The sequence below is a fragment of the Pseudoalteromonas sp. NCIMB 1079 genome, from assembly GCF_040567695.1.
In the GTDB taxonomy this organism is placed as follows: domain Bacteria; phylum Pseudomonadota; class Gammaproteobacteria; order Enterobacterales; family Alteromonadaceae; genus Pseudoalteromonas; species Pseudoalteromonas distincta.
The window spans coordinates 1,232,709-1,245,777 of record NZ_JBEWZA010000001.1 but is presented as its reverse complement, the minus strand read 5'-3'; the positions used below and the strand labels follow the sequence as shown (position 1 = coordinate 1,245,777).

At 38.5% G+C, this 13,069-nt stretch carries 17 protein-coding genes; 4 read left to right on the top strand and 13 right to left on the bottom strand.

What is annotated here, in order from left to right:
• Positions 1-104: 104 nt before the first annotated feature.
• The 8 genes from trmB to folB all read right to left on the bottom strand — a co-directional run bounded on the left by trmB (position 105) and on the right by folB (position 6,277).
• Positions 105-782 carry a tRNA (guanine(46)-N(7))-methyltransferase TrmB gene (gene trmB, locus ABX891_RS05785; protein ID WP_354629081.1) on the bottom strand — a complete coding sequence of 226 codons (678 nt, stop codon included), beginning with the start codon at positions 780-782 and terminating at the stop codon, positions 105-107.
• A complete protein-coding gene (locus ABX891_RS05780) occupies positions 782-1,549 on the bottom strand; it encodes an ABC transporter permease (protein ID WP_002961025.1) in 768 nt (255 codons plus the stop codon). Before ABX891_RS05780 ends, trmB begins: the two co-directional genes overlap by 1 nt.
• The gene (locus tag ABX891_RS05775; protein WP_165744222.1) at positions 1,550-2,479 is read right to left on the bottom strand and encodes an ABC transporter ATP-binding protein; all 930 of its coding nucleotides are present in this window, start codon (positions 2,477-2,479) and stop codon (positions 1,550-1,552) included.
• Positions 2,479-3,099 carry a flavin prenyltransferase UbiX gene (locus ABX891_RS05770; protein ID WP_002961027.1) on the bottom strand — a complete coding sequence of 207 codons (621 nt, stop codon included), beginning with the start codon at positions 3,097-3,099 and terminating at the stop codon, positions 2,479-2,481. Before ABX891_RS05770 ends, ABX891_RS05775 begins: the two co-directional genes overlap by 1 nt.
• A gap of 1 nt (position 3,100) precedes the next feature.
• Positions 3,101-4,456 (bottom strand): UDP-N-acetylmuramate:L-alanyl-gamma-D-glutamyl-meso-diaminopimelate ligase, encoded by a 1,356-nt coding sequence (gene mpl / locus ABX891_RS05765; RefSeq protein ID WP_354629080.1) that lies wholly within the window; start codon positions 4,454-4,456, stop codon positions 3,101-3,103.
• Positions 4,457-4,631: 175 nt separating this feature from the next.
• Positions 4,632-5,432 (bottom strand): undecaprenyl-diphosphate phosphatase, encoded by an 801-nt coding sequence (locus tag ABX891_RS05760; protein ID WP_149603106.1) that lies wholly within the window; start codon positions 5,430-5,432, stop codon positions 4,632-4,634.
• Complete coding sequence (folK, locus tag ABX891_RS05755; RefSeq protein WP_024604057.1) at positions 5,429-5,917, bottom strand: 2-amino-4-hydroxy-6-hydroxymethyldihydropteridine diphosphokinase; 489 nt, start codon at positions 5,915-5,917, stop codon at positions 5,429-5,431. Before folK ends, ABX891_RS05760 begins: the two co-directional genes overlap by 4 nt.
• The gene (folB, locus tag ABX891_RS05750) at positions 5,918-6,277 is read right to left on the bottom strand and encodes a dihydroneopterin aldolase (protein ID WP_024604056.1); all 360 of its coding nucleotides are present in this window, start codon (positions 6,275-6,277) and stop codon (positions 5,918-5,920) included.
• 230 nt (positions 6,278-6,507) lie between these two features.
• Between folB and plsY the strand changes: the two genes are divergently transcribed.
• Positions 6,508-7,119, top strand: coding sequence for a glycerol-3-phosphate 1-O-acyltransferase PlsY (plsY, locus tag ABX891_RS05745; RefSeq protein ID WP_002961038.1), 612 nt, complete (start codon positions 6,508-6,510; stop codon positions 7,117-7,119).
• Between the two features lie 11 nt (positions 7,120-7,130).
• Here plsY and tsaD read toward each other — a convergent pair whose 3' ends face one another.
• The 3 genes from tsaD to ABX891_RS05730 are packed head-to-tail and all read right to left on the bottom strand — an operon-like array spanning position 7,131 to position 9,119.
• Complete coding sequence (gene tsaD, locus ABX891_RS05740; protein WP_354629079.1) at positions 7,131-8,144, bottom strand: tRNA (adenosine(37)-N6)-threonylcarbamoyltransferase complex transferase subunit TsaD; 1,014 nt, start codon at positions 8,142-8,144, stop codon at positions 7,131-7,133.
• A gap of 38 nt (positions 8,145-8,182) precedes the next feature.
• Complete coding sequence (locus ABX891_RS05735) at positions 8,183-8,773, bottom strand: YjaG family protein (RefSeq protein ID WP_002961040.1); 591 nt, start codon at positions 8,771-8,773, stop codon at positions 8,183-8,185.
• The gene (locus ABX891_RS05730) at positions 8,766-9,119 is read right to left on the bottom strand and encodes a putative signal transducing protein (protein ID WP_354629078.1); all 354 of its coding nucleotides are present in this window, start codon (positions 9,117-9,119) and stop codon (positions 8,766-8,768) included. The genes ABX891_RS05735 and ABX891_RS05730 overlap by 8 nt, the downstream gene beginning before the upstream one ends.
• Positions 9,120-9,194: 75 nt before the next feature.
• Here ABX891_RS05730 and ABX891_RS05725 point away from each other — a divergent pair, with 75 nt between their 5' ends.
• The 3 genes from ABX891_RS05725 (at position 9,195) to ABX891_RS05715 (ending at position 11,592) form a co-directional block, all read left to right on the top strand.
• Positions 9,195-9,617 (top strand): DUF2721 domain-containing protein, encoded by a 423-nt coding sequence (locus ABX891_RS05725; protein WP_002961042.1) that lies wholly within the window; start codon positions 9,195-9,197, stop codon positions 9,615-9,617.
• Positions 9,618-9,995: 378 nt separating this feature from the next.
• Positions 9,996-10,880 carry a LysR family transcriptional regulator gene (locus ABX891_RS05720; RefSeq protein ID WP_354629077.1) on the top strand — a complete coding sequence of 295 codons (885 nt, stop codon included), beginning with the start codon at positions 9,996-9,998 and terminating at the stop codon, positions 10,878-10,880.
• A gap of 91 nt (positions 10,881-10,971) precedes the next feature.
• Entirely contained in the window at positions 10,972-11,592 is a 621-nt protein-coding gene (locus ABX891_RS05715) for a 2OG-Fe(II) oxygenase (protein ID WP_154903688.1), read from the top strand.
• A 38-nt stretch (positions 11,593-11,630) separates the two neighbouring features.
• On the opposite strand, the gene ubiA is transcribed toward ABX891_RS05715, so the two are convergent.
• Positions 11,631-12,509 carry a 4-hydroxybenzoate octaprenyltransferase gene (gene ubiA, locus ABX891_RS05710; RefSeq protein WP_354629076.1) on the bottom strand — a complete coding sequence of 293 codons (879 nt, stop codon included), beginning with the start codon at positions 12,507-12,509 and terminating at the stop codon, positions 11,631-11,633.
• Positions 12,506-13,045, bottom strand: a complete 540-nt coding sequence (locus ABX891_RS05705) for a chorismate--pyruvate lyase family protein (RefSeq protein WP_165744228.1) — start codon at positions 13,043-13,045, stop codon at positions 12,506-12,508. Before ABX891_RS05705 ends, ubiA begins: the two co-directional genes overlap by 4 nt.
• Positions 13,046-13,069 lie beyond the last annotated feature (24 nt).

The window sequence follows — 13,069 nt, the reverse complement described above, 5'->3', positions numbered from 1 at the left end:
GTCTTTATGCTGCGTTATCGCCTATTTATGGGGAATAACCACACTACATAGGCTCCGCCTTGCCTAAAAACCAAACATGCTGCTGCAAAATCAATCACGAAAGGTCAACACGCCCTAGGTAAGTTTATAACGAGCCGGTGGCTTTGCTGGCCACTGGCCCAGTATTTACGCTCAAAAGGCGTAATTGCATCGTCTAACTCATAAAGCGTTACATCGCAAGGGTTGCCTGTTAATTCAAGCGCCCGAGCAAACTCCTTAACGTAAATATCCCAATTGCTGCGCACTTCTAATTTTCCACCTAACTTAACGATAAATGGAAAAATAGCTGCGCCATGCCAGCGCCTACGAATATGCTTAGATTTAGGCCACGGGTTTGGATACAACAAATAATGGTGCGTAGGTTGCCAATTGGCGGCTACCGCTAAACGCCAAAAGTCATTTAAATCTGCTTGCACTAAGATGTACTGACCACTGTCGGTTTGCTTATATTCAACATCATGCTTATCTAATCGGTGCGAAGATTTATCAATACCAACTATAAGTGCATCAGGGTGGCGTTTAGCTAGATTAGCTGAGCTTTCACCCACGCCACAACACGAGTCCAAAATAAGCGGGCCACTAAAGGCTTGTACTTTAGCATTAACCTCGTCAAATGCGACTTGGGTATGCGCTGCTATTGGCTTTTTAAATTCAGCATCTAAGTGCTTATTTACTATTTCATCAAGCTTTTCGTGAATACCCGCTTGATTAGATACAATACTACGTGAATTTGCATCACTCATTAGTGTCTTAGCCCCACACCTTTTTTAATTAAAGTTAGCGCTAAAGTAAATAACACAGTAATAAACACCAAAATAACACCTAGCGCTACACTTAAATCAACATCCGACACACCTAAAAAGCCATAGCGAAATGCATTTACCATATAAATAATAGGGTTTATTTGCGATACGTTTTGCCAAAATTCTGGCAATAACGTTATTGAATAAAATACACCGCCTAAGTAAGTTAATGGCGTTAGTATGAAGGTGGGGATAATGCTTATATCGTCAAAGCTGTTTGCGTAAATCGCATTAATTAAGCCACCTAAAGCAAACACAGCTGAGGTTAAAATAACCGTCGCCATAATTACAAAAATATTATGAATTTGAATATCAACAAATAATAACGATACACAGGTAACTATAAAGCCCACCATAATGCCGCGCGTCATACCGCCACCCATATAACCTAGAACAATGATGTAGTTAGGTACAGGTGCAACTAAAAGCTCTTCAATGCTTTTTTGAAACTTTGTTGAGTAAAAACTTGAGGCTACGTTGGAATAGGAATTAGTAATGACCGACATCATTATAAGGCCAGGTACAATAAACTCCATATAACTAAAGCCGCCCATGTCGCCAATGCGTGAACCAATTAAGTTACCAAAAATAACAAAATATAAGCTCATCGTAATTGCTGGCGGCACTAAGGTTTGTACCCAGATACGTAAAAAACGAATACACTCTTTAATCCATAAACTCTTTAAGGCTACGCCATATTTAAACATTTATTCGCCCCGCCCTTGCTCTAGTAATCCTACAAATAACTCTTCTAGTCTGTTTGCTTTATTTCGCATACTCAATACTGTATTACCTTGGGTTGTTAATGCGCTAAATACCGCATTTAAGCCCTGTGATTTAGCGACTTCTATTTCAACAGTATGATCGTCCGTCATCGTAAACTTATAACCTTCAAGCGTGACAGGGTTTGCTGGCATTTTTAAATCTAAAATAAAGGTTTCTTTATCAAGTTTTGCAAGCAGTGCTTTAATGGTGGTGTTTTCAACAATTCGACCAGAATCAATAATCGCTATGTTTTTACACAGTAACTCAGCTTCCTCAAGGTAGTGTGTGGTTAAAATAATAGTAACGCCTTGCTCATTTATTTGGCGTAAAAAATCCCACATTGAACGACGAAGTTCTATGTCTACACCCGCTGTTGGCTCATCAAGTATAAGTAATTTTGGCTCGTGCATAAGGGCGCGTGCAATCATTAATCGACGTTTCATTCCGCCTGAAAGCGTACGAGCTTGCTTGTCTTTTTTCTCTAATAAACCCAGCTGTGCTAGGTATTTATCAGCACGTTTATGGGCTTCGCCACGTGGCACACCATAATAACCGGCTTGGTTAACCAGTATTTGGCTAAGCGTTTCAAACTGGCTAAAGTTAAATTCTTGCGGCACTAAGCCTAAATGCGCTTTTGCAGCTTCTAAATCAGTATCAATATCACAGCCAAATACTTCTACTTTGCCTTTTGTTTTATTAACAAGTGACGAAATAACACCAATAGTGGTTGATTTACCGGCTCCATTTGGACCAAGCAAAGCGAAAAAATCGCCCTCTTCAACTTGTAAATCAACGCCTTTAATTGCCTCAACACCATTTTTATAAACCTTGGTAAGGCCTTCTATATTTAAAGCAATATTTTGCTTATTCATTACTTACCCTCACCATAACCCCAACGTTTTGTTAGGTTATGCTCAATGTTTAAATGATCTAAAATTCTCGCCACCATAAAATCAACTAAGTCTTCGATACTTTGTGGCTTATGATAAAAACCAGGTGCGGCTGGCATAATTGTTACCCCTAGACGAGATAACTTAAGCATGTTTTCTAAATGAATTTCGTTAAATGGTGTTTCGCGAGGCACTAAAATGAGCTGTCCGCGCTCTTTAATTACCACATCAGCGGCGCGCTCTAATAAATTATCAGACGCCCCCACTGCAATTGCAGAAACCGACCCGGCACTACATGGGCATACTACCATTTTTTTAGGAGCAGCAGAGCCCGAAGCCACAGGGCTAAACCAGTTATCTTTACCGTATACTTTTAGCTGTTCAGGTTTGGCATTAAACAGCGTACTTAACTGCTCTGTGGCTTTATCTTCATTACCAGAGAGCTTAATATTTGATTCTGTATCAAGCACCACGCGTGCTGCACTTGAAATGAGAACGTAGACCTGAAATTGCTGCTCTAGTAATACTTCAAGTAACCTAAGCCCATAAGGCGCACCCGATGCACCACTAAATGCGAGCGTAATTCTATCTTTAAATTGCACACTATTCTCCGCTGTATTTATCAGCTAAGCCATCAACAAGGTGTTGATGAAGGCCATTAAAACCGCCATTGCTCATAATTAAAATATGTTGATTAGGCTCAATATTTTCAAGCACTGTATCAATAATTGTTTGTGTGCTGTTAAAGCACTGCATGCCTGCTTTATCTGCTTGCTCTTTTAGCGACCAATTTAGATTCTCTGGTTCAAAAAGGAGTACGTTGTCAGCATCACGTAATGAATCTAATAATGTATGTTGGTGTACGCCCATTTTCATGGTGTTTGAGCGCGGCTCTAAAATAGCGATAATTTTTTCATCGCCTACTTTTGCGCGCAATCCTGCAAGCGTAGTTTTAATTGCTGTTGGGTGATGCGCAAAGTCGTCATACACTTTAATATTATTTATATCCGCCTTTAGCTCCATACGCCTTTTAGGGCTAATAAACTCTCCTAAAGCATCAATACTATGATCAATGGCTATACCCACATGGCGCGCTGCTGCGATAGTCATAATCGCATTTTGAACGTTATGCTCGCCTATTGCTTGCCAACAGACAGTGCCCTGCTTTTCGCCATTAAGTAATACATTAAACTCACTTCCATCGGCTTTTATTAATTCATAGCTCCAATCATCGCCTAGCGTTTCGCTTTCGCTCCAAAGCCCTTGTGCTATTACGTCATTAAGCGCTACGTCTTGCTTTGGCCAAATTACCTTGCCGCTTTGAGGTAATGTACGCATTAAGTGATGAAATTGTTTTTTTATTGCGTTTAAATCTTCAAAAATATCAGCGTGATCAAATTCAAGATTATTTAAGATAAGTGTACGTGGGAGGTAGTGTACAAACTTACTGCGCTTATCAAAAAAAGCTGTGTCGTATTCATCGGCTTCAATAACAAAAAATGGCGTTTCACCCACTTTTGCCGATACACCAAAATTTTGCACTATGCCGCCAATTAAAAACCCTGGTTTTAAACCTGCGTACTCTAATACCCACGCAAGCATACTTGCTGTGGTTGTTTTACCATGCGTACCAGCAACCGCAAGCACCCAAGAATCTTGCAGTAAGTTATGCTTAAGCCACTCAGGGCCAGATGTATAAGGCAGACCTTTATCAAGCACATATTCAACACATGGGTTACCCCGGCTCATTGCATTACCAATAACGACCATATCTGGCTTTGGCTCTAATTGAAATACGTCATAGCCTTGAGTTAGTTCAATGCCAAGCTCTTCAAGTTGCGTACTCATTGGTGGGTAAACGTTTTGATCCGAACCCGTTACTTTATGACCCAACGATTTAGCAATGGCTGCAATACCACCCATAAACGTGCCACAAATACCCAAAATATGTATATGCATATACTTTCCTTAAATCGTATGCTCACTTTACAGCTATGCAAAGTTTAATGGCGCTATAATGCCAAAATTCGTGCTTAGTTACCATTGCGAGTAAGCATTTCACTCGTGCCAAAATGACCACTTGATAATAAAAAAGCCTTCTTAATTAGAAGGCTTTTTTATTAGTCATTATTTGCTACATCATTAAAAATACTATTAAACCTACACCGAGCAATAAACGATATATCACAAATGGCAACATGCCCATTCGCTCTATTACTTTTAAAAACATAAATATACATGCATAAGCCGATAAGAACGATAGCACTACACCTAGTAATAATGTATTCCAATCAACCACATGGTCACCCAAAGCAAGCTCTGCAGTATAATAAAGCCCCATCATAGAAATAATTGGAATTGCCAGTAAGAACGAAAAACGCGCTGCGCTTTGCTTATTCATTCCAAGCATTAAACCAGCAGTCATCGTGATACCTGAGCGAGAAGTTCCCGGGATCATTGCAACAGCTTGTGCAAAACCAATAATAAGTGCTGTTTTCCAATTAAGCTGATAAATAGTTTTAATTTGCTTACCTTTTGCATCCGCGTACCAAAGCAATAAACCAAACACAATTGTGGTAGTAGCAATTACCCAAGCGCTTCGTAGGTACAACTCTATAAAGTCTTTTAAAAGTAAGCCTAAAATAGCGGCAGGCACAGTGCCTAAAATTATCCACCAACCTAGCTTACTATCATCAGTAGTACCCTGTGCTCCAAAGGATTTAAACCACGCACTGAGTATGTCGACGACCTCTTTGCGAAAATAAATAACAACGGCAATTAAAGTACCAACATGTACTGCCACGTCAAACGCAAGCCCTTGATCTTCCCAGCCTAAAATTTGCGATGGGAGAATTAAGTGCGCAGAACTAGATATTGGTAAAAACTCAGTAAATCCCTGTATGAGGGCTAAAATAATTATTTCGATGATACTCATGGGTTAGAAAACTCCACCTTCCATAGCTTTTGTTGAGGGTTATTATATTCATTCCATAACTGCGCAATCGTTTGTTTAGCTACAGGATGATAGAAATCTGGGGCAACCTCGCTAAGAGGTTGTAATACAAATGCGTTTTTAGTTATTTCATCTCGTGGTAATTGTGCTGGAGAAGCGCAAATTACATCATCATAAAATAGTAAATCTAAATCGAGCGTTCGTGGACTAAACTTTTTATCGTTCGCTGTGCGTCCATTATCACGCTCTATTTGTTTTAATAAAGCGCATACATCAACAAGCGACATATCAGTTGTAGCGCCAACGACTGAATTATAAAAATTATTGCCAGCAAACCCAACTGCTTCACTTTCAAAAACAGACGAGTGTACAATATGTTCAAAGTGCTGCTTAAGTGCAATTAATGCACATTGTATATAATGCGCTTTATTTATATTTGACCCTAGGCTGATATAAATTTGAGCCATTTAGTCAGTTGCCTTAACACGTGTAATTTCAACACCTACAGTTTGCGCTTGTGCTACTGCTGCTGGTTTACTTACTCTTATAGTAACTTGTGGAGTATTAAACTCGCTTAAAATAATATGCGCTAATTGTTCAACTAAAGTTTCTAGCAACTCTACAGGTTTTAAAGTGCAGTGCTCAATAACTCGCTCACTTACTTTTGAGTAATCGAGTGCTAAATTAATATCGTCATTTTCAGCTGCAGGCTTAATATCGCTTAGCATTTCAATATCAAAATAAAGGCTCTGTTTACTTTCTTTTTCAAAGTCGTACACTCCAATAATAGTGTCGACGTGCAATTGAGATATAAAAACCTTATCCATTGATACTCCAAATAACAACAAACTACTAAGCAACTATACTAAGCATCAATAAAATTAATACTGTATATGGTTTAGCCAGTGTTTAAATATGTAAAAATAACTTCTACAATAGCAAAATAACTAAACTAGCTATTAAATAGCCTGTTAATAATTTTTACGATAAATTTTTCTGCCAATAATAGCCTAAAAGCACTATCAATTGGTATAGCAATTAAAAAATAAGGAAGCGCGTGTTAGCCACTATAATGTTTGTTTTAGCTTATTTACTTGGGTCGATTTCGTCGGCTATTTTAGTGTCGCGGTTGTTCAAACTCCCAGACCCTCGTAATAGTGGTTCTAATAACCCAGGAGCTACAAATGTTTATAGATTAGGCGGAGCATTTCCGGCTTGCTTGGTTCTAGTGTTTGATATTTTAAAAGGCACTATTCCGGTATGGGGGGCTTATTTTTTAGAAGTTGAACCTTTAGAGCTTGGTTTAGTCGCAGTAGCTGCTTGTTTAGGCCATATGTATCCACTGTTTTTTAGCTTCAAAGGCGGTAAAGCCGTAGCAACGGCATTTGGCTCATTATTACCTATTGGCTTATCATTGGCAGGTTTACTTGTGTGTACTTGGTTAGTTATAGTGGCAATAACACGCTATTCATCACTGGCGGCGCTTGTAGCTGTATCTTTAGCGCCCTTGTATACATGGCTAATAAAGCCACTTTATACTCTTCCCGTTACTTTTATCACGCTGTTAATTATATTTCGTCACCGTACTAATATTATTCGATTATTTAGTGGGGAAGAACCAAAAGTGGGTGCTAAAAAAGCACCCACCGATGAAAACAAAAATATCTAAAATATGAGTCATTAAATCGGCTCAAGGCTATCTATAGGCCAACGAGGTTTTGTTTTCATATCAAGCGTGGCAAATTGCCCTGCTTTTAAACGTTGCATTCCGGCATAAGCAATCATTGCACCATTGTCGGTACAAAATTCAGTACGCGGATAAAACACTTCGCCTTTCATACCTTTCATTACGCGTTCGAGCTGCAGTCGAAGCTGTGTATTCGCACTTACGCCACCGGCGATAACCAAACGCTTAATATCTGTTTGTTTAAGCGCACGCTTGCACTTAATAACGAGGGTATCAATAACCGCAGTTTGAAATGCATGCGCTATATCAGCTTTGGTTTGATCGTCGTCGTCCTTTTCACGAATCGTGATTGATGCCGCTGTTTTTAGACCACTAAAACTAAAATCAAGACCTGGCTTGTCGGTCATAGGGCGAGGAAATACAAAGCGCTTTGCTACGCCTTGTTCAGCCATTTTAGCTAAGCGTGGGCCACCGGGGTAATCAAGACCAAGTAACTTAGCCGTTTTATCAAAGGCCTCGCCTGCGGCATCATCAACTGACTCACCTAGTACTTCGTATTGTCCAATACCCGCTACTTTAACCATCATGGTATGACCGCCCGATACAAGCAATGCAATAAACGGAAACTCAGGGGTATTTTCCTCAAGCATCGGAGCAAGTAAATGCCCTTCCATGTGATGTACTGCTACCGCAGGTATATCCCAGCCGTATGCTAATGAGCGACCAATAGACGTACCTACCAATAATGCACCAACTAGACCTGGGCCTGCAGTATAAGCAATACCGTCTAAATCTTCAGGGCCACAACCTGCTTGTGCAAAAGCTGCATCTATAAGTGGTAATGTTTTACGAACATGATCGCGCGATGCAAGTTCCGGCACTACACCGCCGTAATCAGCGTGTACTTTTACTTGGCTGTATAATTGATGAGCTAACAAGCCTTTTTCGTCATCATATATTGCAATACCCGTTTCATCACATGACGATTCAATGCCTAAAATTCGCACTGTACTTCTCCTGCCTTTTAAATTCTACTTTGCTACTTTTATAACGTAAGACCAATATTTGTTTGGCCATCTTCAAGGGCAAACTTTTTTAGTGCCTTTACGCTATCAGAGGTAATACGCCCCATATTTTCTACAAAATCAATTAGCTCACCTAATACTTCAATTTCGTACTGCATTAATGGGTGCTCTCTCACTGCTGTGTTATCAGCAATCTCACCTTCAACCGTCATTTGATATTCAATAAAGCGAGCCACTGTTGCTTGAGATATTTTGCTCACACTGATGAACTCTTGCTCATCTTGCGCCACTAAACCGTGCATTAAGCTAAGTAAAGACGTTGCAGCATCAATAGCAGGATAAGTACCAAACATATCAAAATCAGCAAGTTCAGGAACATTTGGCTCTATTTTTTCAACTTGTTTTTCGAGATCTATTTTACTTTTAGGCAGTAATATTTTTTCCCAACAAACATTAAGCGAATTACGTAATAAGGTTTCATCACCAAACCCCGTTGCTTCGCTAAATAAACCGTAATTTGGCAGCATTCGCTCTATTAAAGCACTTGCTAAGACGGCCTTTTGTAAATAGTTAAGCTCTCTAATACGCTGAAAATTATTTGCTTTAGTCATTCTTTAACGTCTCACACGACCAACAAAAATCAAATGTTGATCCATTATGCTCATTACAATTAGGGCATACCCAATCTGGAGCGGATTGTTTTACTTGTTGATAGTTTATCAATATTTGCCGCGCATGGCGCTCTTTTATCGCATAAACCTGCACACTAACTTGCGCCTGATCATATGGGATTTCTCCAAGCGCCCCTTGGAGCATCTCGCCTTTAATTTTACACTCTATTCCAGCAGTTTGTATTAAGCCTTTTACGATATTCGCTTCCAAGGTATTTTCAGCTTTATAAATTGTAACCCATTGAAAAGAGCTATCTGTTGAATTGTTATTATTAATATTTTGCAAAATTCACCTCATTTATTTTGTGTTAACAATATCCTGCGCTAGATTATTAGCATGCTGTACTTTTAAGGAATAAACATGACACTAACAACCCCAGGCTTACTTTTTCCGGCCATATCGCTGCTATTACTCGCCTATACAAACCGATTTTTAGTTTTAGCGCAATTAATTAGGGAGCTAAATGCACGTGAAGGTGAATCTATTCGGCCTGTTGTAGTGGCTCAAATCACTAACTTACGTAAACGTATTAAGCTAATTAGGACGATGCAAGTGTACGGGGTAGCCTCTTTTCTACTGTGTACACTATCAATGTTTGCATTATTTATTGAGTTTAATGCCACAGGAATTATTTTATTTGGCATTAGCTTAGCTTGCTTAAGTTTATCGTTATTAACGTCTTTATTTGAAATACATATTTCCTGTGATGCAATCGAGATAGAACTACAAAGCATTGAAAATAAACCGCTAAGCAGCCGAATAAATAGAAATTTTGTAAAATAGAGTCTTATAAATAAAACACTCTATTATTTGTCACAATCATGTTGTATGAACGCCCCTTTTTGGGGCGTACTTTTTTATTAATTAGAACAATTTAATCCAAATATACTAACTAACTCACTGACAATAAATAACTTTACTTAGATAACCCATTGCAAAAATATAGATAAAATACAATAAACAACTAGTTATGAATTTAAAAAGTAATACTATTTGGTCGCTTTACTCTTTAATTAATACTAAAAGGGGGGTATCCTGCTGGAAACACGTATGAACTTACAAACGTATTTCAATATAGAATTTTACTAAACTTTAGAATAAAAAATTAATGTATTTGATGCCCGTGGTATCTGCGACTTACTTATAAAAAGGGACTATAAAGTGAGATTTGAACAATTAGAGCAATTTGTAGCACTTGGTATATTACGTCATTTTAGACAAGCTGCTGAACAAACCCAAATTAGCACTTCAGCGCTAACGCGCAGCATTCAAACACTTGAAGATGAAATGGGATATGAGTTAGTAAAACGCTCAACACGCTCTGTTAAATTAACGCCAGAAGGCGAGCTTTTTCTAGAATATGCTAAAACGACCCTATCGGAACTTGAGCTAACGAAAAAGCGGATTTTTCAATCAGTAAACGGTAATGCCAATGAAAAGCTCGTTATTGGGTATACCAATAAGGCAAGCAGCATAGTCCCTATTTCTTGTGGACAGTTTTTAGCTCAATACCCTCATATAAAAATTGAGATGCAGCTACAAGATCAGCAAGAGCTAACGCGCAAACTCCAACAAGGTGAAATAGACATTAGCGTATACTCTCAAGCTATTAATAGTATTGGTAGTGACATTCACTTACCAGATCAGCTTGTGTTATTTGTTTCAAAAAACCACCCTCTTGCCCATAAAAACGATATAAGTAAACAAAACCTTGATAGCTACCCGATGTTTGGCTGTTTCTCTGAGTCTAAACAAGTACAAACTATGCTTAATGAAGCGATTGATTCTTTAAATAAATCATCAAGTATTAAAGTGGGCAGTATTGAGCAAGTAATGGCAAGTGTAGTTAAATCAGATCATTTTGCTATTGCAAGCATTGAACATGCTAATGCAATCGCAGAGAATTCTGAATTAGTACAACTTAAAACAAATAAAGGTTTAAACCACGAACAACTCGTTGTACAAACAAGCCAACAGACGTCGATTACTGAACATGTAGAGCATTTACTATCGCTTATAAAAAAAGCGAGTGCTGCATTTAGCTAATCTGATGTTTCAAAAAGTGCGGCACAATAAACAGTAGCTTTTAACAGCTTTTCGGCTACACTGTCGCACCTTTTTTAAACAGCTGATGTGAATGAACACACTTTTTGGTCCTGATGTCTATTTAGATGATATAGAACGCCAAGGATATACCGTAATTCATAACGCGCTTATTGCCGATTTAGTTAACGATTTAGTTGCAGACTGCCACCGTATAAACCCTCACTTTAGCCTTGCTGGTATTGGTCGATTAAATGACTTACAAATAGATAAAGCCGTACGTACTGATAAAACCTATTGGTTTGACGGCAGCTCTCAAGCACAGCTTACCTATCAAGCAATAATGCAAAGTATAAAGACCACGTTAAATCGCAGTTTTTTTATGGGGTTATTTGATTACGAATGCCATTATGCAAAATATACACAGGGTGATTTTTACAAAAAGCACTTAGATGCATTTAAAGGTCGCTCTAATCGAGTATTTACAACGGTACTTTATTTAAATACGCCTAAGCAAGGTGGCGAACTTGTTATTTATAAACCTAAAAGTAAAGAGATAGAAATAACAATTAAACCAACTGCTGGCACATTAGTAATGTTTGAAAGCGAACGCTTTGCCCACGAAGTACTTCCCGCCGTTGACGATCGCTATTCTATTGCAGGCTGGTTTAGAAAAAACGCCTCTATTAGCGGCATTATTGATCCGCCCCGATAACTCCTAATAGAGCATTTTAACAGCCTTTATTGAGGTTTTTAAAATGCTATTGGGTATGAAAGTAATAACCCTATAAAGATAGCCAAACCCACGTAATGATTATTTAAAAACGCTTTAAAACAGGCATCTCTTTCACGTTTATGAATAAGCGTTTGTTGGTATGCCAATAGGCCCGCAGCAATACTTAAACCAACGCCAAACGCGACACTTAAATGATTGCTTATACCAATAAAAGCAACCAACGCTATAAATACAGCATTAAGTAAAAAGATAATATGGCGGTCGTATTTACCAAATAAAATAGCGGTTGATTTTACCCCTATTTTTAAATCGTCGTCCCTATCAACCATCGCATACATGGTGTCGTAAGCCACTGTCCAGCAAATATTGGCTATAAGTAATAACCATGCCTGCTGTGGTAGTGCATTAATTGAAGCCATATACGCCATAGGAATAGTCCAACCAAATGCAGCCCCTAAAACAACTTGAGGTAACTGTGTATAGCGCTTCATAAAGGGGTAACAAAAGGCTAAAGCCAAAGCTCCAAAAGAAAGCAAAATAGTATTAACGCTAAGCATTAATACTAAAATGAACGCAATAACTATGAGTAGTAAAAATAGACTAAGTGCTTCACCACTACTCACCTGCCCTGAAGCTAGCGGCCGTTGAGCTGTGCGTTTTACCGAGCCGTCTATTTTTCTATCTGCAAAATCATTAATTACACACCCTGCGCTACGCATAACAACAACGCCCAGCGTGAATATAATAAAGTTGAGTAAGCTCGGCATCCCACTATTAGCAAGCCATAAAGCCCAGTATGTTGGCCAAAGTAATAACAAGGTACCAATGGGCTTATCTATACGCATTAACTGTATATAATAAGGAATATGTTTTGGCTTTAAAGCGGCTAATTTCATGAGTATAAATATGCTCCAGGTAAAAACACTTCACACACTAAAAACTTATATTCTTTGAGTGAGAATACACTTCGACGCCCTAGTAAGTTTTTCTCGGGTAAGTTCAATTTTGTAACTAGTTGCTGAATAGGGTGCGTGTCATCAAAATAAGCAATTTCTATATCCGTTCTTTTTAATGCTGGGTCCTGAAAAATCACATCACCTAAAGGACGCTCGCCCATATTGTGCAAAGGATTAATAGAATCATTTTTCGGAAGCCAGCTTTGTGCGTACACCACAGGTTTGTTATCGCACAGTAAGAGAACTTCTCGATTCATAGCTGTTTTAGCTGTGCTGTTTAGTAGTAAGTTTTGCTCTGGGCTTAAAGTAAATAACTGCTCACTTAATACCTTTACATTAAAAGTTTTTGAGTTGCTTTTTAATTTAGCCGTTAATGAATTCTGTTCAAAAAGCCACTCTTGCTCTAGAGGAGATAAGTCACTTATATAAGAAGTGGACTGCCAATTAGCAGATATAGACAGAGGATAAGTAATCATAATAGCTCAACAAAATAAAAAACA

Coding starts and splice junctions, on each gene's coding strand:
- ABX891_RS05735 (WP_002961040.1), bottom strand. CDS start 8,773: ATGACTAAAGCAAATAATTTTCAGCGTATTAGAGAGCTTAACTATTTA.
- ABX891_RS05715 (WP_154903688.1), top strand. CDS start 10,972: ATGAACACACTTTTTGGTCCTGATGTCTATTTAGATGATATAGAACGC.
- ABX891_RS05775 (WP_165744222.1), bottom strand. CDS start 2,479: ATGAATAAGCAAAATATTGCTTTAAATATAGAAGGCCTTACCAAGGTT.
- trmB (WP_354629081.1), bottom strand. CDS start 782: ATGAGTGATGCAAATTCACGTAGTATTGTATCTAATCAAGCGGGTATT.
- ABX891_RS05760 (WP_149603106.1), bottom strand. CDS start 5,432: ATGAGTATCATCGAAATAATTATTTTAGCCCTCATACAGGGATTTACT.
- ABX891_RS05780 (WP_002961025.1), bottom strand. CDS start 1,549: ATGTTTAAATATGGCGTAGCCTTAAAGAGTTTATGGATTAAAGAGTGT.
- ubiA (WP_354629076.1), bottom strand. CDS start 12,509: ATGAAATTAGCCGCTTTAAAGCCAAAACATATTCCTTATTATATACAG.
- mpl (WP_354629080.1), bottom strand. CDS start 4,456: ATGCATATACATATTTTGGGTATTTGTGGCACGTTTATGGGTGGTATT.
- ABX891_RS05705 (WP_165744228.1), bottom strand. CDS start 13,045: ATGATTACTTATCCTCTGTCTATATCTGCTAATTGGCAGTCCACTTCT.
- folB (WP_024604056.1), bottom strand. CDS start 6,277: ATGGATAAGGTTTTTATATCTCAATTGCACGTCGACACTATTATTGGA.
- ABX891_RS05725 (WP_002961042.1), top strand. CDS start 9,195: ATGACACTAACAACCCCAGGCTTACTTTTTCCGGCCATATCGCTGCTA.
- folK (WP_024604057.1), bottom strand. CDS start 5,917: ATGGCTCAAATTTATATCAGCCTAGGGTCAAATATAAATAAAGCGCAT.